Raw genomic sequence first — 19,345 nt, 5'->3', positions numbered from 1 at the left:
CGATCCCGAAGAGCCCAATGGGCTTACTTGAACGCCTCGACTTCGCCGGCAGCCTTCTTGAGAGCAGCCTCCGGCTCGGCCTTGCCCGTCACCACGGACTGTACCATCTCGATCATCGAGTTCTGGAAGCCCTTGTAGTCGGTGAAGAGCGGCTCGGGACCACCGTAGCTGATGCCGTCGATGAGCGGCTTCCAATGGGGATCCTTGGCGACAAATTCATCGACCTTTGCAGAAGGCCGCAGCGGGGTGAGGCCGGCGCCGCCCTGCAATTCGTATTCGGACTGCACATCGGGCGAGGTGATGAACTTGGCGAATTCCGTCGCCTTGTCCTCGACCCCCGAACCCTTGAAGATCGCCAGGCTGTCGGTGATCAGCAGCGTGCCGGGGCCCTTGGCGTCGGGACCGAGCGGCAGCGTCGTGATGCCCCAGCTGATCTTCGTCGCCTTCAGGCGGTCGGCTGCACCCGATCCTGCCTGGATCATCGCCACCTTGCCGTCGAGGAAGATGGCGCGGACTTCGTTCTGCTCGTAGGCCGTCGGGCCTTCTTCGGAGTAGGGGACGATATCCTTGTAGGCCTTTAGCGCGGCGAGTATCTGCGGGCTGTCGAGCGTAACTTTGCCGTCGGCATCGATCACCGTGCCGTTGTTGGTGTAAACCCAATGCATGAACTGGTGCATCGTGTTGTCGAAGGTCTTGGCGGAGAGACCGAAGCCCGGAATGCCGGTCTTTTCCTTGATGGTCTTTGCCATCTCGATTTCTTCAGCCCAGGTCTTCGGCGGCGTCTCGGGATCGAGGCCGGCCTGCTTGAAGAGATCCTTGTTCCAGTAGAGCGCCTTGGTAGAGAAGGCGATCGGAACGCCCCACTGTGAGCCCTCGAAGGTCACGGTGTTGACGATGTTCGGATAGTAGGTTTTCTTCTCGTCGTCCGTCATCGGCACAGGAACGATAAGGTCGTTCTGCGCGAATTCCTTCAGCGTGCGCGAGCCGACATAGGCCATCGCCACCGGCGTACCGGCGGCGGCAAGCGTCGTTGCCTTGTCCTGGCACTGTGCCCATCCGACGACCTCAGGGGCAATCTTCCAGCCCGTGTTCTTTTCTTCCCACTGCTTGATATATTTGGTGTGGACCGGGTCGATCGTGTCGCCGCAATAGATCCAGCTGATTTCCTTGTCGGCCGCCTGGGCAGTGACGGCCGTCAGTGCCGTCGAACCGAGCAGGGCGAGCGCCATAAGGCCTGTCTTGATTGATATGCTCACGTCGTGACTCCCATTCTTGTGTTAGCTGTTCACTCGTTTTTTGGTCTTATTGTTTCACCGCACCGGCGGTCAGCCCGCCGACAAGGTAGCGCTGAAGGAAGAAGATGACGACCATCGCCGGCGCAATACCGACGAAGGAAGCCGCCATCAGTTCGTTCCAGATGACCTCCTGCTTGCCGAAGTAAGCAAAGAGCCCCACCGGCAAGGGCATGTATTCGGTCTTCGAGTTGAACGTCAGCGCGAAGATGAATTGCTGGGCGTAGGCGCCGATGAAGGTGGTGATGGCGACGACGATGATCCCCGGCATCGCAATGGGCAGGATGACCCGGCGCAGCGTGTAGAAGTGGCTGGCGCCATCCATGTAGGCCGCTTCGTTGAGTTCCTGCGGAATACGGATCATGTAGGTTCGCAGCAGCCAGATCGCCGAGGGGATCAGGAAGGCGACGCCCGGCACGATCATGGCGAGATAGGTGTTGAGCACGCCGATGCTGCGCATCAGCCGGAAGAGCGGGATCAACAGCACGGCGCCGGAGAACATGTTTACCGTCAGGAAGGCGCCGAGCAGAATGCCCATGCCCCTGAATTCGAACTTCGCAAAGGCATAAGCCGCCGGAATGACGAGGCAGAGCACGATCAGCGTGACGATGATCGAGATGAAGAACGAGTTGAAGATATAACGTCCGAAGCCCGGCACGCTGATCCACATCGTCCGATAGGCTTCAAACGAGCCGTTCTCCGGCCAGAAACGGTAGGGCGAAGAGAAAAGCTGGCTGAGCGGCTTCAGCGAAACCAGGAAACCTTCGACGAAGGGCGACAGCACGAAGAAAAGAAACAGCGCGATGCCGCAATAAATCAGGATGATTTCCCACCAACGGTAACGGTCGATCATGGCTGCATTGCTCATGCGCGCTTCTCCGGGTTGAGGCGGCGGGTGACGCGGAAATAGGCGAAGCAGAACAGCGACAGGAAGATGCAGATCAAAACGGCGCGCGCTGCGCCTTCACCGTATTTCTTCGAGCCGATCGCGGTCTGATAGGTATCGATGATCATCGTCGTCGTCTCGCCGCTCGGTCCGCCCTGCGTCAGGATCCAGATGATGTCGAACGAGTTGAAGGTGGCGATCAGCGACAGCATCGACATGGTGATGATCGCCGGCACCATCAGCGGCAGCGTGATGCGGCGGAAGCGGTACCAGCGGCCGGCGCCGTCGGTCCAGGCGGCCTCGTAGAGATCCTTCGGAATGGATTGGATCGCCGCCAGGAAGTAGATCGTCACCAGCGGCACGCCGATCCATACGTCGGTGATGATCGTTGCCCAGAAGGCGGTGTTTCCATAGGCGAGGAAGGCGACGGGGCCGTCGACGAGACCGAAGCGCTGCAGCATGCCCGATATCATCCCGAACTGGCCATTATACATCCAGCCCCACATAAAGATGCCGATGGCCATCGGCACGATCCATGGCGGCATGGTCAAAAGCCGGAACAATGAGCGGCCGGGGACCGCGGCATTCAGCATGGTCGCACCGAAGGTGCCGATCACCATTTTCAGGGCGACCGAGAAGAAGGTCCAGATGAAGGTGCGGATGATGACTTCGGCAAACCGCTCGTTGAAGATCTTCTCGTAATTGGCCCAGCCGACCCAATTGGTGGTCTTCCTGAGGGACGCGTCGGTGAAGGAGAGAATGAAGGTATCGACCAGCGGATAGGCGACGATCGCCAGAACATAGAGCACAGCCGGAAGAAGAAGGACGCAAGCGAAGATGAAGGTGCTTCTTTGAACACTCATCTTGCCGCCCTCCTCAAGCCGCTCTCGCGTGAAGGGCTTCGTCGAAGCGGTCCCAGACGGGTCTGAGATCGACGACCGCTTTCTTCATCCTCGCTTCGTCCATCGCCAAGGCGAGGATGCCGGCTTCGAGCGCATTCAGGGTGGAAACAGGAAGTTCGAGCCCGGTGCGCACGCTTTCAAGCAGGTCGCTCGCCATCTGCTCATCGGCGCCGTAGTGCTGAGAGAGCTCGGTGGCGGCATATTTGCTTTCGAGCACCTTGTTGCCGGTCAGCTGTTCGTGAACGTCGAGATAGCCGCGAACGAAATCGCCTTCGGCCATGCCGCGCGAACCCATGATGGCAAAACGGCGGAATTGGTCGGGCACATTGAGATTGGTGTGAAAGTTCATGCCGACGCCATTGGCATATTCGACGATCGCGACCTGATAGTCGATGATATCGGCATCGCTGTCGAACACCTTGTCCGATCCCATCCATCCGCTCGGCTTGCGGTGGAAGAGCTCGAGGTCGTTGATGCCCTCGCGCGCCGGGTCGTTTGCCGGAATGAAGCTCTTGCGGCCGCCGAAACTTGCGACGCGCTCCGGCCGTGCGCCGGCGACGCCATTATAAAGATCGAGGTCGTGGCAGCATTTCTCCAGCATGAAGCTGCCGGAATAGCGCTCATAGCGGCGCCAGTCGCGCATGAAGAAGGCGCCGTGATAAGGCTCGATATGTTCGGAAGCCTCGATCGACACGATCTGACCAAGCTTGCCCTCGGCCTGGATGGCGCGAAGATCCTTATAAAGAGGAGAATAGCGCAAGACGAGACCGACCATCAGTCGCTCATGTCCGAATTTTGCCATCAGATGGGCAAGTTCGATGCTTTCGGCGATCGTCGTGACGATCGGCTTTTCGCAGAAGACCTTGAGACCGGCTTGAAGTCCGAGCCTGATATGGTCGAGATGCAGGTGGTTGGGGGAGCCGATCATCAGCAGATCGAGCTTTTCAGAGGCAAGGAGCTCCTCCGGCGAACCATAGGCCTTGCCGACTGAAATTCCCTTTTCCGTCAATCCCGGAAGTCCGGCGGGTTCCGGATCCACATAGCCGACAATGTCGAAGCCGCTATCGATTGCCTTGAAAACATAGCCGAGATAGCCGAGCCGGAATCCTAGCCCGATGATTCCCACTTTCATGCCGATCAAGTTCCCATTTAGTAATTTATTTTCTTTAAGTTGGGACAAAAATCGGGGGGCGTCAATAGAAAACGGGCATCGAAGCGCAAGCATGAAATTAATTTTCATAGATCGATAGCGGCGGTCGATTGCTGGCTGTGACCGGCCGGACGCAGATTCCACAAGGGACGTGTGCGCATCACTTAACGCCGGGGCAGCGAATTCAGCGACTGTTGGCACAGCCAGCGATCGCCCCGGCAAAGCTCACGCGGAACTCGCGAAATGTTGAAAAGAGCCGCGAGTTTACGTGTGTAGGATGGGCGCGACAACCCGGAGGCAAGGAGGAGCCATCATGACACGTATGACAGCCAAGGATTTCCCTCAGGAACTTCTCGAACTCTACGATTATTACGCGCACGGGAGAATTACCAAGCGCGAGTTTCTCGACCGGGCCGGCAAATTCGCTGTCGGCGGACTGACCGCAGCTGCCATTCTTTCATCGCTGAGCCCTGACTATGCGCTGGCGACCCAGGTCGAGTTCACCGATCCCGATATCTCAGCCGAATACATCACCTATCCCTCGCCAAAGGGAAATGGCGATGTCCGTGGCTATCTCGTCCGCCCTAAAAACGCGACCGGCAAAGTCGCGGCCGTGGTGGTCGTTCACGAGAATAGGGGCCTGAACCCCTATATCGAGGATGTGGCGCGTCGCGTGGCGAAGGCAGGTTTCATTGCACTTGCGCCGGATGGCCTCACCTCGGTCGGAGGCTATCCCGGCAACGACGAAAAGGGACGGGAACTGCAGCAGAAGGTCGACCCGGAGAAGCTGATGAACGACTTCTTCGCGGCGGTCGAATTTTTGATGCACAGCGATCTCACCACCGGCAAGGTCGGTATCACCGGCTTCTGCTATGGCGGCGGCGTTGCCAACGCTGCGGCGGTCGCCTATCCGGAGCTTGCCGCAGCCGTGCCCTTCTATGGCAGGCAGCCGCGCGCCGAAGACGTGCCGAAGATCAAGGCCCCGTTGCTTCTCCATTATGCCGGACTGGACAAGGGCATCAACGAGGGCTGGCCGGCCTACGAAGCTGCGCTGAAGTCATCGGGAAAAACATTCGAGGCCTACGTCTATCCTGACGTCAACCACGGCTTTCACAATGATTCCACGCCCCGCTACGATGAGGCGGCAGCCAAGCTCGCCTGGCAGCGAACGGTCGACTGGTTTACGAAATACCTCGCCTGAGAAACCGGACTTGAACGAGCCGCGGCGGGGAGCCATTCCCCGCCGCTTTTCCGTCCCGCGGCTTGTCAAGGCGACTGACGGTCTGTGATCAGGCTCCAGAAGGGATCGTCGCCGGACAGGTTTTCCAAATCGGCAAGCCGGCGAAGCCGCAGGAAAGCGGCGCCGGACACATTCCGATTTCCCCAGCGCAAGCAGTCCATGAATTTGACTTCGCGTTCATGGACGCTCATCGGCGCTTCGAGCGATCCCTTCGCATGCAAGCGGGACTTGTTCAAAATGCGCCCGTCGCGCATCGTCACCGTGACGACATGCGGGAGGCGCTCCACGCCTTTTTCCTCATCAGCCGAATAGGACTGCATGTCGATGCGCGGCATGAATTCCCGGATTTCCGCTCGCCCAATCTCCTGCCGTGTAAAGTCCGAAAGGCTAAGGGAGCCTTTGAGGAAAGCTGTCGCCAGGCAATATTGCATCGAGAAGCGTGCCTGCATCTCGTCGGTGGGCTCGGGATAGGCGAGGTTACGGGCAGCGGATATGCCGACTTTCGTCTCGATCCTGGCAATGTCGTCCGCCAAAAGCCCATGCTCCTGCTTCAGATCCAGAAGCGCGTCGATGGCGCGATGAGTGGAGGCGCAGCAGGGATGGCGCTTGGTCACCACGCCCCGGCTTTCGATGATGTGCTCCGCCTCGAATGTCAGGCCGTCCCAGCCCTTGGCGTCATCGCCCCCGAAAAGATCGACGAAGCCTTGCGGCCGTTCGAGGATATCCGGCCGCCCGCTCATGCCCGCCAACGCCATGCGTGCCGCGTCCACGGCATTGCGCGCGGCAATGCCGGCGTGAAGCGGTTTGGCGGTCGTGCCGAATTGCCCTTTCGGGCCGCAGGCGAAACTCGTCGCCAGGCTCATCGCCGCGACTAAGCCGTTTTCGTCGGCGCCGAGAAGCCGTGCTACGCCAGCCGCGGCCCCGATGCTGCCGACCGTCGCCGTTGCGTGCCAGCCCCTGTTGTAATGAGAGGGATTGACGCCAAAGCCGACCGCCGCTTGCGCTTCCAGCCCGGCCAGGTAGGCCTCGAGAAACCGTCTTCCGCTGGTGGCCTTGCCGCGCGTCAGAACGGCCAGCAGCGCCGGCACCAGAACCGCGGAAGCATGCGCCCTTGCCGGATGGAAATTGTCATCGAAATCGAGCGCATGCGCCGCCGTTGCGTTGATGAGTGCGGCCAAAGAGGGCGAGGCGGAGCCGCCGGTGACGAGCCGCGCTTGCCCGCCTCCGGCGATTTCCCCGTCGAAGGCACGGGTGAGTGCGGCAACGCTGTCATCGCCCCTGCCTGCAATCATGCAGCCGATGGTGTCCACCGCAGCATCTCTTGCCCGGTCCATCGCGAGGTTTGAGAACGTCGTTCGCGACAGGAGCTGTTCCGCGACCTTCCGGAGAATGGTGGCCATTGACGAAAGTCTTTCCGTGAGTTTGGTTCTCAGCGGAAAATGTTCAACTTTCCGCAGCTCCGCAATCTTATGCGGTTTGCGGGTAGGGCTATCGACGTTGGAGATAGAATGGCGCGACACACGAGTGCGGCGATCAGCCTGAAGCATATCGAGGCCTATGACGCCATCGCCGCGACGGGCTCGACGATCGCCGCTTCCGTCGAGCTTGGGATCTCGCAATCGAACGCCAGTCGCCTGTTGCAGCAACTGGAAGACTATCTCGGCGTCCGGCTTTTCGACCGGGAAAAGAACCGGCTTCAACCAACCCGCGAGGGCCTGCAGCTCGGCCCGGAAATCCGGGCCATTTCCGACCGGCTACGCGCCTTGAAAACGGCGGCGATGGAGCTCGAGAGCGGTCGATCGCGCGAGATCATGCTGCGGCTCGCCTTTCCCTCCAGTCTTTCCTCGACGCGCATTCCGAAGCTGCTGAAGAACTTTCTCGCAGCGAATGGACCGATGCGCGTCGAAGTCGCATCCGGCAGCTATTTGGCAATTGAACGGATGGTGGCTGACGGCGAGGCCGATCTCGGCTTCGCGCGTCTGCCGCTGATGAGCCCGGGATTGAAACAGGAGAAGATCCTGTCGTCGCGGGTCATTTGCGCCCTTCACAACGATCATCCCAAGGCCGGCAGCCGTCAATTGTCGGTCGGCGACCTGAAGGGGCAGGATCTGATCATGCTGAACAGGGAGCGACCGGTTCGCCATGAGCTGGAGGCGTTGTTCTACAAGGCCGGCATCCGTCAACGCCCCCTGCTCGAGGCGCATTCGGTGGCGAGTGCCTGCGCGCTGGCCGCGCAGGGGCTCGGCATTGCGCTGGTCGGCGAGATCATCGCCCGCGAATATGCGACGCTGCCGCTGCAGTTCATTCCGCTCGAACCGGAACTGCCGGTTGCCTACGCGCTGATCAGCGGAGAGAAATTTCCAATGCCCAAGGCCGCCAGCCTCTTCCTTCAAAGCATTTCGGACTGGGCATGATGACGGTGCTCGAACTGTCCCGGGGGATCGCGAACGCATGAATATCAAGCAACTGGAAGTCCTGCGCACGCTTTTGGCGACAGGGTCGACGATTGCCACGGCAAAGACGATGGGCCTCAGTCAGTCCGGCGTCAGCCGCCTCCTCCAGCAGCTCGAGGCGGACCTTTCGATGTCGCTGTTCGTGCGCGACAAAGGCCGTCTCATCCCCACCCCCGAGGCCCTGCTTCTCGCCCGCGATGCCGAGAACATCTTGCTCGCAGTCGATCGGATGTCGGGCCACGCGGAGGACTTGAGAAGCGGCGCCGCCGGCCCGGAGATCGTCCGCGTCGGCTTGCCGAGCAGCATGTGGGAGCATTTCGCGCCGGCAATGCTGGCCGATTACTTCAGCGATTTCCCCGGTGTGCGGATCGAAACCTTCTTCGAGACGACGACCGCGATCAACAAGCTCGTCGAGCAGCGGGTGATCGACTTCGGATTTTTGCGCATGGAGGGCGAGAGCGGACCGGGCATCGAGGTCGAGCGGGTCGCAACCGGCGAAAGCGTCTGCGTCGTTCCGAAGGATCATCCTCTTGCGAAACTGGAGGAAATCACGGTCAGAAATTTGCGCGACGTGCCCCTCATTCTGATTGGCCGCCAACGGCCGAACCGCATGGCGCTCGACCAGACTTTCCGGCGGGCCGGTATCAAGCAGATCGTCAAGATCGAGACGCATACCAACAGTTCCGCCTGTTCCTATGTCGCGCATGGCCTTGGGGTCACGATCATCAGCAGCTTTTATGCGAATCTCTATCGCCACCTGCCGGTGGTTCACCGTCCTTTCGTGCCACGCGCGATCCAGGAGTTCGGATTGGCGAGGGCGGTCGGAACGCCACTCTCGATTGCCGCCCACGCTCTGAGCGACGCCTTGAAGCGACAGATCAAGCTTTCGCAAAAAGACATTTAAAATTAAATATTTAGTCTGAACTCCTATTCCAACGCAGCCGCTTTGGTTGCGGTCGTATTCCGCATAGGCTTATGACAGAATCGCATAATATTGCGGATATTTCCTCATTCGATCATAGTCTGCGGCAACGAAACCGATGGCGCCGGGCACTGTCCGTCGCCAATCGCGGGGAACAAAAATGCTGAAATTCGTTCTAAACCGCCTGTTGATGGCATTGCCGACGATCGTCCTCGTTTCGGTGACGGTCTTCACGCTGATCCGCTTCATACCCGGCGATCCGGCGGCATTGATGCTGGGTGATATGGCTGAGCCGGGTCAGATCGCGGCGATGCGCTCCGAACTCGGCCTCGACAAATCGCTGCCGGAACAGTTCCTGATCTGGACCGCCAATGTCGTCCAGGGTGATTTCGGCCGCTCGATCGTCAATGACGAGCCGGTTCTGCCGCTCGTTGCATCACGTTTTCTGGTCAGCGCCGAAGTCGTCGTCATCGCCGTCCTTCTGGCGAGCCTCATCGCCGTGCCGGCCGGTGTCATCGCCGCCTGGCGGCAGAACAGTCTGACGGACCTGGCGCTCGTCGGCACGGCCACGATCCTGCTGTCGATCCCGACATTCTGGCTCGGCCTCCTGCTCCTGCTTTTCTTCGGCCTGAAACTCAGCTGGCTACCGGTCCTCGGCTATGTCTCGATCGGCAGTAATCTCACCGGCGGCCTGCTTTACCTCGTGCTGCCGATCATGACCCTGGTCATTCACGAGATGGGTGTGTTGATCCGCATGGCACGCGCCTCGACGCTGGAAGTGCTGCGTCTCGACTATATCACCCACGCCCGGGCCAAGGGGCTTTCCGAGAGCGCCGTCCTCTGGCGGCACGCCTTCAAGAATGCCTTCGGCCCGACCTGGACAGTCATCGGTCTGATCCTCGGCAATCTGCTCGGCGGCATTGCCGTCATCGAAACTGTCTTCACCATACCGGGGCTCGGGCGACTGATGGTCGACAGTATTTTTGCCCGCGATTACCCCGTGATCCAGGGGTGTCTGCTGTTCGTCTCGCTTTCCTATGTGCTGGTCAATTTGGTCGTCGACCTGCTCTATCCCCTGTTCGATCCGCGGGTAGTCGCCGAATGAAAAACGTCACCTTCAACGGCTTCATCGGCAGCATTCTGATTGCCGCACTGCTCATCTCCGCTGCGATCGGCCTCTTCTGGACCCCCTATGATCCGATGAAGCTCGGCTTCACCGCACGGCTGGCGGCACCAAGCAGCGCCCACTGGCTCGGAACCGACGAATTCGGCCGCGACGTGCTCAGCCGCCTGATCGTCGGCGCCCGGGCGAGCGTCTGGATCGGCACCTTGACGGTCACATTCGCGACGGTCTGCGGCACTCTGATCGGTCTCGTCAGCGGCTACGCCCGCGGTTGGATCGATGCCGCTATCATGGCCGTCAACAATGCGCTTCTCGCCTTTCCGGGCATCCTTCTGGCGCTTGGATTGCTCGCCGTCTTCGGCGCCAACCAATATGGCATCATCTTCGCGCTGGGCATTGCCTATTCTCCCTCCATGGCCCGCGTTGTCCGGGGTGCCGTCCTGTCGCTGCGCGAGCGGGAATTCATCGAGGCCTCCAAGGTGATGGGTAATGGCGAGCTCTACACCATGTTCCGCCATATCCTCCCCAATTGCATCGCCCCGATCACCGTGCTGGCGACCTCGATGTTCGGTTGGGCGATCCTTTCGGAAAGCGCGCTCAGCTTTCTCGGTCTCGGCGTCCCGCCACCAGCGCCAACCTGGGGCAACATGCTGGCTGCCGGGCGACCATTCATCGAGCAGGCTGTCTGGCTGGGCCTGTTCCCGGGCCTGGCGATCGCCCTGACGCTTCTCGGCATCAATCTTCTGGGCGACGCTCTACGGGACAAGCTTGATCCGCGGATGAGGGGGCTGAAATGACCAATAGAACGCTTTTGAATGTCCGCAACCTGTCGCTTCAGGTCACTGGGACCGGTGTGCAGGTCGTCAAGGACGTCAGCTTCGACATCGCGCCGGGCGAAATCTTCGGCATCGTCGGAGAAAGCGGATCGGGCAAGACGCTGGCAACACGCGCCCTGATCTCGCTGCTGCCGGCACCCATCAGGGTGATCGGCGGCTCCATTGCCTACAAGGGACGCGACGTGCTTTCCATGAACGGCACGCAATTGCGCCAGTTGCGTGGTGCGGAAATCGGTGTCGTCTTCCAGGAGCCGATGACCTCGCTCAACCCCTCGATGACCGTCGGCCGCCAACTCGAAGAAGGGTTGCAGCTGCATACGAAACTTTCGAAGGAGGAACGACGCAGCCGGATCCTCGACATGCTGAACCGGGTCGGGATCCGCGACCCCGCCGGGGCGCTCACGTCCTATCCGCATGAATTCTCAGGCGGCATGCGCCAGCGCATCATGCTGGCATCGGTGATGCTGCTGAAACCGGCGCTCTTGATCGCCGACGAGCCGACAACCGCGCTCGATGCCGTGATCCAGCGCGATGTCATGGAATTGATGGTGGAACTGACGCAGGCGGAAGGCACCGCCGTGCTGCTGATCAGTCACGATCTGCCGATGGTTGCCCGCTACACGAACCGCATCGTCGTGATGGAAAAGGGCGTGATCGTCGAAGAAGGACGCACCGCCGATCTGCTCGACGCACCGCAGCGTGCCTATACGAAGAAACTGCTTTCCTCCCTGCCGTTTCGCGGAGAGACGCGGACGATCGACAAGACCAGGGCGCCGATGGTCTCTGCGCGCGATATCGTCGTCGACTATCCGGGCCGGCGGTCGCTGATGAAGAAGGCAACGCCGAAACGGGCGCTGCATGGCGTCAGCATCGATATCCACGAGGGCGAAGTCGTGGCGCTGGTCGGCGGTTCGGGTTCCGGCAAGACCACGCTCGGCCGCACCATTGCCGGACTGGTCCGCGAGAGCGAAGGCGATATCCGGTTCAAGGGACGCAGCCGCGACGCCGACTGGATGGACTATCGGCTGAATTGCCAGATGGTGTTTCAAGATCCTTATTCCTCGCTCGATCCGCGCATGACCATCCTCGCGCTCGTGGAAGAAGCGCTGCGGCTCGTTCCCGATCTCGACGCCATGACTAAGCGCAAGCGCGCCCTGGAGACGCTGGAGGAAGTCGGTCTTGGGTCCGACTATGCCGGGCGCTACCCGCATGAGCTTTCGGGCGGCCAGCGGCAGCGCGTGGCGATTGCCCGCGCCATTGCGCGCCGGCCGAAATTCCTGATCGCCGACGAACCGGTATCGGCGCTTGACGTGACGGTCAGGGCGCAGGTGCTCGAACTCCTGTCCGATCTGCAAAAACGCTACGGCTTTTCCTGCCTGTTCATCAGCCATGATCTCGGCGTGGTCGAACAGGTGGCCGATCGCGTCGTCGTCATGCAGGACGGCCGGATCATCGAGGAGGGCGACCGCGATACGGTTTTCGACCGCCCGAAGGAGGCCTATACGCAAAGGCTTCTCTCGGCCATCCCCGCTCTGGACCACAATGCTCAGGGCGGCGTGATCCTCAAATGGCGCCTGGAGAACTGACATGACGACGATGATTGAATCCGCAAAGCTCGGCGAGCGATTGAACGCGATCTGCGATGCCCAACCTTTCGTCACGCGTTTCATGGTGCGTGCGCTTGGCACAGGTGAAACGATCGGCAGAGGCGCTGACGAGGAAACCCCTTCCGCCAGCACCCGAAAGACCTCGATCATGATGGCAGCCTTGAAGGCCGCCCATGAAGGCCGCCTGGATCTGGACGAACGGATCACCTACGAAAAGCGTTTCGCCGAGGAAGTGGCGAGCGGGATGTTCCGCTATCTGACGCCCGGTATCGTCATATCGCTGCGCGATGCCATCACCGGCATGATGGTGCTGAGCGACAATGTCTGCACCAAGATGGTCTTCGAAAGGCTGACGCTCGATGAGGTCGACAGCTATTGCAAGTCGATCGGCATGACGGGCACCAACCATCGCTTCCTCATCCCTCCCTTGGCGCTGTCGCCCGATCACTCATTGAAAGCCGTCACCACGACGACGGCGCGGGATCAGGTCTATCTGCTGCAGACCATCCTGGATGCGCAGGATTCGCGGGAAGCCGCGGACCGGCTCGGCTGCTCGCAGGCGCTCAGCGCTTACGCGCTTCAGACCCTGAAGAACCAGATCCTGCGTTATGCCATTCCCTCCAGGCTGCCCTTCGGTGTGCTCGTCGCCCACAAGGGCGGCACGGGAAAGCGCGGCCGCATGAATGCCGGTATCGTCTATCGCGACGGTTCCCCCTTCTACATCATCGCCGCCTATACCGACGACGTGCCGCAGGAGATGCCGGACGGCACCCCCGGCTACACGGTCGCGCTTGAAACCATCGGCAGGCTTTCACGCGCCTGCTGGGATGAATTCCAATCCTGACGATCATAAAAAGAGGGTAGAACGATGCACAAGCTTCTTCTTGCAGGCACCATGTTGATGGCGATGACCGGCGTGATCCACGCCCGCGACATCGTCGTGGCTCAAAGTTCCGATCTGCGCAGCAACAATCCGGGCGTCAATCGCGACGGCAATACCGATGGCGTCATCCTGCATATCGTCGAAGGGCTCGTCGGCTATGCCAACAACGGCGAGGTCAAGCCGCTGCTGGCAAAGAGCTTCGAAGTCTCGGCCGATGGGCTGACCTACAGCTTCAAACTGCGTGACGACGTCAAATTCCACAACGGCAAGACATTGACCGCCGATGACGTCGTTTGGAACTGGAACCGCTATCTCAAGACCGAAACGAAATGGACCTGCCTTCCTGACTTCGACGGCAGCGGCAGCGTGCATGTTACGGGGGTCAAGGCAGTCGATGCGTCGACCGTCACCATCGCGCTGGAAAAGCCATCCGCGGTTTTCCTTGGCCTGATGTCGCGCCCCGAATGCGGTTACACCGGGATCATTTCCCCGGAATCGGTCGGCGCAGACGGAAATTTCGTCAAGCCGATCGGCACCGGTCCCTTCAAATGGGATGAATGGAAAAAGGGCGAGTATATCCATCTCGCCAAGTTCGACGATTATGTCTCGCCAGAGAATGACGGCAAGCCCGACGGCATGGTCGGCTCCAAACGCCCTCTCGTCGATGGCATCAAGTTCATGGTCATTCCCGATGCTTCGACCGTAAAGGCCGGCCTTCAGTCCGGGGTGCTCGATACCGCGGAGATTTCGCCGGATCTCATTCCCGAATTCAAGACGAGCGACACGATGCAATTGATCGTGGCGCGCAACAACGGCAAAAACCTCTTCTACATCCAGACGCGCGACAAGGTTCTGAGCAATCCCGGCGTGCGCCGCGCCATGGCAATGGCGCTCGATCTCGACCAACTCGTCGAGGCCGCCTCCAATGGCACCGGCGCAGCCAACGGTTCGATGGTTTCGCAAGACTCGCTCTATTTCGACGATGTCCAGAAGGAGCGTCTGCCCTACGACGTCGAGGCCGCGAAGAAAGAACTTGCGACGGCCGGCTATAAGGGCGAGCCGATTACCATCATCGCCAACAAGCGCAGCAACGTGCCAAGCTTCCCGGCCGCGGTGATGGCGCAGGCCATGATGCAGCAGGCAGGTCTCAATGTGCAGATCGAGGTGCTCGACTATGCGACGCAGGTCGATCGCCGCCGGTCCGGCAACTACCAGATCATCTCGCAATCGGTCGCGCCGCGGCTCGATCCGGCGCTGATGTACGGCTTCTATGTCGGCAACAAGGACAAGAATGCGTCGTTGATGTGGGATGATCCAAAGGCCGTCGAGTTGATGAAGGCCGCCTATGCGGAGGCCGACCAGACGAAGCGTCAAGCGATCTTCGACGAGTTTCACACGCTGATGCTCAAGGAAATGCCGGGCATCTTCCTCTATGACATGGTCGATGTCTGGGGCGCGACCAAGAAGCTGAAGGGCCAGCCCGTCTGGCAATCGAATGCCCGTCTTTGGGAAGTTTCGCTCGACAACTGATCCTGAACTCCGCGCCCGATGGTCGGGCGCCACCATCCCACTCAACAGTCAACAGGAGATCCGGCAGGCAGTCCTGCCGGGTCCGGTGCAACACATCCCTGTGGCGGCAGGGCAGACAGCGAGGAATACCATGAATCTTGACGCGATCAGCTCCATTGCCGCGACGATCGAAAAGATCAAGCCGGACTATACTGCCCTCAGCGACAGCATCTGGGACTTCGCAGAGTTGAAGTTCGAGGAGCGGCGCTCGTCGCAATTGCTGGCAACGACACTCGAGGAAAACGGCTTTGCCGTGCGCCGCGGCGTCGCAGGCATGGAAACGGCCTTCATCGGCGAATCCGGCAGCGGCAAGCCGGTGATTGCTTTCCTCGGAGAATTCGATGCCCTGGCCGGAATGAGCCAGACCGCCGACCTAGCCGAGCCTCTTCCCGAGGCGGCGGGAGCAACCGGTCACGGCTGCGGGCACAATCTGCTTGGCGTCGGATCGCTGATGGCGGCGGTTGCGCTTGCCCGCCACCTCAAGGAGAACAACCTGCCCGGGACGGTGCGCTATTATGGCTGCCCGGGAGAGGAGGGCGGTTCCGGCAAGACCTTCATGGTTCGCGCCGGCGCGTTCGATGACGTCGATGCCGCACTGACCTGGCATCCGGCTCCGTTCAACGGTGTTCGCTCGACGAACAATCTTGCCGTTCTCGAATATTACTATCGCTTCAGGGGTGTCGCAGCACATGCGGCCAACAGCGCCCATCTCGGCCGCTCGGCGCTCGATGCGGTCGAACTGATGAATGTCGGCGTCAATTTCCTGCGTGAACACATGCCGCAGGATTGTCGCGTTCACTACGCGATCACCGACACCGGCGGCAGGGCCGCCAATGTGGTGCAGGCCAGCGCCGAGGTTCTCTATCTGATCAGGGCGCCTGACATGCCGCAGGCGCTTGAGCTTGTCGGGCGGGTCGAGAAGGTTGCACGAGGTGCGGCGATGATGACCGAAACAGAGGTCGAGATCGTGTTCGACACCGCCTCGACGAACCTTCTTCCCAACATCACACTTGAAACGGCGATGCACGAGAACATGGTCGCCCTCGGGCCGATAGCCTTTGACGAGGCCGACATCGCTTTCGCGAGCAAAATCCAGGATACCTTCACACCCGAAGCGATCAGGAGCAGCATCCGCCTCTATCAGATCAAGGGCGATGTGTTCTCCAACGCCAAGGTCGATGGCTCGGCGCCCCTGCACACCGGCCTGCGCGATTTCGAGGGACAATCGCATTTCCGGGCCGGATCGACCGATGTCGGCGATGTCAGTTGGGTGACGCCGACTGCGCAATGCTGGGCACCAGCCTGGGCGATCGGCACCAATCCCCATACCTGGCAGGTCGTCGCGCAGGGAAAAAGCCCGGCCGCGCACAAAGCCATGGCGCATGCGGCCAAGACGCTTGCGACAACGGGGCTCGCATTGATGTCGTCATCCGACCTTCTGGCAGCCGCGACGGCCGAGTGGCGGGAAAAGACCAGCGGCAAAGCCTATGTGTGCCCGATCCCCGACGATGTGATGCCTGCATCGGTTCATAGCCGGTAACCTGTCTCCATCCGTTGGGTGATACGCGGGTGCATCGTACCCGCTTGCAGCACTGCATGAAAAAGCACTAAGGGTATGGAAGTCGAAAGCGCGGAACTCAGGCATTCACCGCTTTCGAACCTCCAACATCTCGGAAAAGGGAAAGATGACAAGCTCCGAATGGCGGGTGGGAGTGCTGTTTTCCAGAAGCGGAATTAGCGAAATTACGGAAACTGAGCACTTTCTTGGCACCGCACTTGCGATCGAGGAAGTCAATGCGGCGGGCGGCGTGCTTGGCAAGCCCATCGTTCCGATCGCCTATGATCCGGGCGGGGATCAAACCGCCTATCGCAATCTGGCGCGGCGACTTCTGGCCGATGACGACGTCAACATCATTTTCGGTGCGTCGATGTCGGCCAGCCGAAAGGCGGTGCTGCCGATCGTCGAGCGGCACAACGGACTGCTGTTTTATCCGTCGATGTATGAAGGTTTCGAATATTCGGAGAATGTGGTCTATACCGGCGCCACCCTCAATCAGAATACTTTCGCGCTCGCGGAATACCTTCTCCGCCACCATGGACGCCGGATCCTCTTCGTCGGTGCAGATTATATTTATCCGCGCGAATCCAATCGGGTCATGCGCGATGTGGTGGAGGCAAAGGGCGGTGAAGTCGTCAGCGAACGATATCTTCCTCTTCATGCCGACGAACAAACCTTGCGTTCGGTTATTTCCGATATCGTTCGTCTCAAGCCCGATGCCATTTTCTCGACGATCATCGGCCGGCCGGCGCAGCGTTTTTACCGCATGTATGCCGAGACCGGGATCGATCGCAGGCGGGTCCCGATTGCCAGCCTGACCATGGCCGAGAGCGAGATTCGCGAGATCGGAGCCGACGCTTGCACCGGCCATATTCTGTCTGCGACCTATTTCCAGACGGTCGAAAACGAGGCGAATGAGCGCTTCGTAGGGGCATTCAAAGCCCGCTTCGGCCAGGATTTCACCACGAGCGTCTGGTCGCAGCCGGCCTATGCGCAGGTTCACCTTTTCGCCCGAGCGCTTGCTCGGGCCGGCTCGCTCGAAACCCATCGCATTTCCGAGGAAATTCTCCTGGAAGACTTTCTTGCTCCGGAAGGCCGGATCAATTTCGACGCCGATACCCGCCACCTCTGGCTGCATCCCCGCATTGGCGTGGCGCGCGCCGATGGACTTTTCGACATTGCCTGGCAGGCGCCTGGCCCGATCCGGCCGGATCCCTACCTGACGGCTTCGCGGTTCGAAGACGTTTGGCTGGAGGCCTGAGATGGCGGGACCGAGCAGGATCGTTCAGGATCTGCGGCGCGCACGCGTTCTGGTCGTCCATCCTCGCGACGAGGACGGCGACGTTCTGATCGCCCACCTCAAGCGCCTTGGCTGTGAGGTTCGGGCCACCTGGCCGCTTCCGCCAGCCTTGCCTCCTGACGTAGACACCGTCTTTCTGCACGTCGAGGATGTGCATGTCGAGCACGCGCTGCAGATTATCGACCTCCAGCAGACGGCGATCATCGCCATCGTAACCTATGAGAGCCCGACCGCCCTCCAAGCGATCATCGATCTCAACGCTCACGGCGTGATCAGCAAACCGTTGCGGCCACTCGGCATTCTGACGCAATTTGCGCTTGCACGTTATCGGCATAGCTACGAAAAACGGCTCGCCGGCAAAGTGCAAAAACTCGAGGAAACCTTGAAAAGTCGCCGGCTGGTCGAAAAGGCCGTTTCGGCGCTGCGGGTCATGAACGGTCTCGACGAGGAGGCGGCCTATAAGCTGTTGCGCGATCAGGCGACGTCAAAGCGCGTTCCGATGGCGACGATTGCCGAATCCATCATCGCCGCGCAAGACACCATGAAAAGCCTCGGACTTTCCATAAGCGCAAAAACTCAACCTTAAGTCGCCGAACCTATGCGCCCTGAAGATGCCTGCTAAAGCCGCTTGACGGTCACATTCTTTCGTGCAAGCCTAAAGACAACGAGCAGGTTTGCTCGGCGGCAGGGCTGCCGCATTCACATCATGGCTATGTAGCCTCTGGTTCACGGATTGAATTCCGTGCCAGAGGTTTTTTGCGTTTGGAGACAAGATTGACCGTCAAGACCTCAGCCGCACGGACGGTAACCGTCGCAACCGTCCAATTCGAACCGATCGTCGGTGATCGCGCTCGTAATCTTGCGGCTATCGAGTGGCTGGTGAGGTCGGCAAAGACCAGGGGCGCGGAGATCGTCGTTCTGCCGGAACTCGCCGATAGCGGCTATAACTTCCGTGACGGCGACGAGGTTGCCACATTGGCCGGCCCGGTACCCGGCGGCCCGAGTGCCGAGACGCTCTGCCGTCTTGCCGAGGAGCTTGGCCTTTACATCGTCAGCGGCGTTGCCGAGCAGGATGGCGACCGGTTTTACAACAGCGCTCTTCTCTGCGGTCCCGAGGGATATATCGGCAAATACCGCAAGCTTCATCTGTGGAACAACGAAAACCGTTTTTTCAGAAAAGGCGATCTCGGGCTGCCGGTATTCGACCTGCCATTCGGCCGTATCGGCATCGCTATCTGCTACGACGGCTGGTTTCCGGAAACGTTTCGTCAGTTGGCGCTGGCCGGCGCCGAGCTGGTCTGCGTCCCCACCAACTGGGTCCCGATGGCCGGTGCGGAAAGCGTTTCCGAGCCGATGGCCAATATCCTCCACAAGGCGGCTGCCCACACCAATGGTCTCTACATTGCCTGCGCCGACAGGATCGGCATCGAGCGCGGCCAGTCCTTCATCGGCCGAAGCCTGATCGTCGGCCCGCAAGGCTGGCCCGTATCTGGTCCGGCCAGCGCCGATCGCGAGGAAATCCTCCTTGCGCATATCGATCTGTCGAGCGTGACGGAAACCCGCACGCTCAACAGCTTCAATCATCTGCTCGGCGACCGCCGAGCCGATGTCTACGGGTAACATC

The 19,345-nt window shown here is 60.2% G+C and carries 17 protein-coding genes; 12 read left to right on the top strand and 5 right to left on the bottom strand.

Annotated elements, in window-relative coordinates:
• Positions 1 to 23: 23 nt before the first annotated feature.
• The 4 genes from AC25BC_RS30180 to AC25BC_RS30165 form a co-directional block, all read right to left on the bottom strand.
• Positions 24 to 1,229, bottom strand: a complete 1,206-nt coding sequence (locus tag AC25BC_RS30180; RefSeq protein ID WP_017996939.1) for an ABC transporter substrate-binding protein — start codon at positions 1,227 to 1,229, stop codon at positions 24 to 26.
• Between the two features lie 73 nt (positions 1,230 to 1,302).
• The gene (locus tag AC25BC_RS30175; RefSeq protein ID WP_003553169.1) at positions 1,303 to 2,160 is read right to left on the bottom strand and encodes a carbohydrate ABC transporter permease; all 858 of its coding nucleotides are present in this window, start codon (positions 2,158 to 2,160) and stop codon (positions 1,303 to 1,305) included.
• Positions 2,157 to 3,041, bottom strand: coding sequence for a carbohydrate ABC transporter permease (locus AC25BC_RS30170; RefSeq protein WP_003553168.1), 885 nt, complete (start codon positions 3,039 to 3,041; stop codon positions 2,157 to 2,159). Before AC25BC_RS30170 ends, AC25BC_RS30175 begins: the two co-directional genes overlap by 4 nt.
• Positions 3,042 to 3,054: 13 nt before the next feature.
• Positions 3,055 to 4,212: a Gfo/Idh/MocA family protein gene (locus AC25BC_RS30165; RefSeq protein ID WP_128438689.1), complete on the bottom strand. Its 1,158-nt coding sequence runs from the start codon at positions 4,210 to 4,212 to the stop codon at positions 3,055 to 3,057.
• 331 nt (positions 4,213 to 4,543) lie between these two features.
• Between AC25BC_RS30165 and yghX the strand changes: the two genes are divergently transcribed.
• The gene (gene yghX / locus AC25BC_RS30160; RefSeq protein WP_003553166.1) at positions 4,544 to 5,431 is read left to right on the top strand and encodes a YghX family hydrolase; all 888 of its coding nucleotides are present in this window, start codon (positions 4,544 to 4,546) and stop codon (positions 5,429 to 5,431) included.
• 65 nt (positions 5,432 to 5,496) lie between these two features.
• On the opposite strand, the gene AC25BC_RS30155 is transcribed toward yghX, so the two are convergent.
• Positions 5,497 to 6,870 carry an MmgE/PrpD family protein gene (locus tag AC25BC_RS30155; RefSeq protein ID WP_128438688.1) on the bottom strand — a complete coding sequence of 458 codons (1,374 nt, stop codon included), beginning with the start codon at positions 6,868 to 6,870 and terminating at the stop codon, positions 5,497 to 5,499.
• Between the two features lie 39 nt (positions 6,871 to 6,909).
• Here AC25BC_RS30155 and AC25BC_RS30150 point away from each other — a divergent pair, with 39 nt between their 5' ends.
• From AC25BC_RS30150 to AC25BC_RS30100, 11 genes are all read left to right on the top strand, one after another.
• The gene (locus AC25BC_RS30150) at positions 6,910 to 7,884 is read left to right on the top strand and encodes a LysR family transcriptional regulator (protein WP_206642370.1); all 975 of its coding nucleotides are present in this window, start codon (positions 6,910 to 6,912) and stop codon (positions 7,882 to 7,884) included.
• Positions 7,885 to 7,921: 37 nt separating this feature from the next.
• Positions 7,922 to 8,827, top strand: coding sequence for a LysR family transcriptional regulator (locus tag AC25BC_RS30145; protein ID WP_128438686.1), 906 nt, complete (start codon positions 7,922 to 7,924; stop codon positions 8,825 to 8,827).
• A gap of 178 nt (positions 8,828 to 9,005) precedes the next feature.
• On the top strand, positions 9,006 to 9,950 hold the full coding sequence (locus tag AC25BC_RS30140) for an ABC transporter permease (RefSeq protein WP_003553158.1): 945 nt from the start codon (positions 9,006 to 9,008) through the stop codon (positions 9,948 to 9,950).
• A complete protein-coding gene (locus AC25BC_RS30135; protein WP_003553156.1) occupies positions 9,947 to 10,765 on the top strand; it encodes an ABC transporter permease in 819 nt (272 codons plus the stop codon). Before AC25BC_RS30140 ends, AC25BC_RS30135 begins: the two co-directional genes overlap by 4 nt.
• The gene (locus AC25BC_RS30130) at positions 10,762 to 12,390 is read left to right on the top strand and encodes an ABC transporter ATP-binding protein (RefSeq protein ID WP_128438685.1); all 1,629 of its coding nucleotides are present in this window, start codon (positions 10,762 to 10,764) and stop codon (positions 12,388 to 12,390) included. Before AC25BC_RS30135 ends, AC25BC_RS30130 begins: the two co-directional genes overlap by 4 nt.
• A 1-nt stretch (position 12,391) precedes the next feature.
• On the top strand, positions 12,392 to 13,255 hold the full coding sequence (locus AC25BC_RS30125; RefSeq protein WP_003553147.1) for a serine hydrolase: 864 nt from the start codon (positions 12,392 to 12,394) through the stop codon (positions 13,253 to 13,255).
• Positions 13,256 to 13,279: 24 nt separating this feature from the next.
• Positions 13,280 to 14,824: an ABC transporter substrate-binding protein gene (locus AC25BC_RS30120; RefSeq protein ID WP_128438684.1), complete on the top strand. Its 1,545-nt coding sequence runs from the start codon at positions 13,280 to 13,282 to the stop codon at positions 14,822 to 14,824.
• 130 nt (positions 14,825 to 14,954) lie between these two features.
• Positions 14,955 to 16,403, top strand: a complete 1,449-nt coding sequence (locus AC25BC_RS30115) for a M20 family metallopeptidase (protein ID WP_128438683.1) — start codon at positions 14,955 to 14,957, stop codon at positions 16,401 to 16,403.
• Positions 16,404 to 16,548: 145 nt separating this feature from the next.
• Positions 16,549 to 17,682 (top strand): transporter substrate-binding domain-containing protein, encoded by a 1,134-nt coding sequence (locus tag AC25BC_RS30110; RefSeq protein WP_003553142.1) that lies wholly within the window; start codon positions 16,549 to 16,551, stop codon positions 17,680 to 17,682.
• Position 17,683: 1 nt separating this feature from the next.
• Complete coding sequence (locus tag AC25BC_RS30105; RefSeq protein WP_003553141.1) at positions 17,684 to 18,307, top strand: ANTAR domain-containing response regulator; 624 nt, start codon at positions 17,684 to 17,686, stop codon at positions 18,305 to 18,307.
• A gap of 188 nt (positions 18,308 to 18,495) precedes the next feature.
• Positions 18,496 to 19,341: a nitrilase family protein gene (locus AC25BC_RS30100; protein ID WP_128438682.1), complete on the top strand. Its 846-nt coding sequence runs from the start codon at positions 18,496 to 18,498 to the stop codon at positions 19,339 to 19,341.
• The last annotated feature ends 4 nt before the right edge of the window (positions 19,342 to 19,345 follow it).

The sequence above is a fragment of the Rhizobium sp. WSM409 genome (assembly GCF_057653825.1).
The sequence above is the reverse complement of the archived record's forward strand: the minus strand, read 5'-3'. Positions and strand labels throughout refer to the sequence as shown.

Coding starts and splice junctions, on each gene's coding strand:
- AC25BC_RS30180 (WP_017996939.1), bottom strand. CDS start 1,229: ATGGCGCTCGCCCTGCTCGGTTCGACGGCACTGACGGCCGTCACTGCC.
- AC25BC_RS30110 (WP_003553142.1), top strand. CDS start 16,549: ATGACAAGCTCCGAATGGCGGGTGGGAGTGCTGTTTTCCAGAAGCGGA.
- AC25BC_RS30165 (WP_128438689.1), bottom strand. CDS start 4,212: ATGAAAGTGGGAATCATCGGGCTAGGATTCCGGCTCGGCTATCTCGGC.
- AC25BC_RS30115 (WP_128438683.1), top strand. CDS start 14,955: ATGAATCTTGACGCGATCAGCTCCATTGCCGCGACGATCGAAAAGATC.
- AC25BC_RS30145 (WP_128438686.1), top strand. CDS start 7,922: ATGAATATCAAGCAACTGGAAGTCCTGCGCACGCTTTTGGCGACAGGG.
- AC25BC_RS30150 (WP_206642370.1), top strand. CDS start 6,910: ATGTTCAACTTTCCGCAGCTCCGCAATCTTATGCGGTTTGCGGGTAGG.
- AC25BC_RS30105 (WP_003553141.1), top strand. CDS start 17,684: ATGGCGGGACCGAGCAGGATCGTTCAGGATCTGCGGCGCGCACGCGTT.
- AC25BC_RS30125 (WP_003553147.1), top strand. CDS start 12,392: ATGACGACGATGATTGAATCCGCAAAGCTCGGCGAGCGATTGAACGCG.
- AC25BC_RS30135 (WP_003553156.1), top strand. CDS start 9,947: ATGAAAAACGTCACCTTCAACGGCTTCATCGGCAGCATTCTGATTGCC.
- AC25BC_RS30175 (WP_003553169.1), bottom strand. CDS start 2,160: ATGAGCAATGCAGCCATGATCGACCGTTACCGTTGGTGGGAAATCATC.
- AC25BC_RS30120 (WP_128438684.1), top strand. CDS start 13,280: ATGCACAAGCTTCTTCTTGCAGGCACCATGTTGATGGCGATGACCGGC.
- AC25BC_RS30170 (WP_003553168.1), bottom strand. CDS start 3,041: ATGAGTGTTCAAAGAAGCACCTTCATCTTCGCTTGCGTCCTTCTTCTT.
- AC25BC_RS30155 (WP_128438688.1), bottom strand. CDS start 6,870: ATGGCCACCATTCTCCGGAAGGTCGCGGAACAGCTCCTGTCGCGAACG.
- AC25BC_RS30140 (WP_003553158.1), top strand. CDS start 9,006: ATGCTGAAATTCGTTCTAAACCGCCTGTTGATGGCATTGCCGACGATC.
- yghX (WP_003553166.1), top strand. CDS start 4,544: ATGACACGTATGACAGCCAAGGATTTCCCTCAGGAACTTCTCGAACTC.
- AC25BC_RS30130 (WP_128438685.1), top strand. CDS start 10,762: ATGACCAATAGAACGCTTTTGAATGTCCGCAACCTGTCGCTTCAGGTC.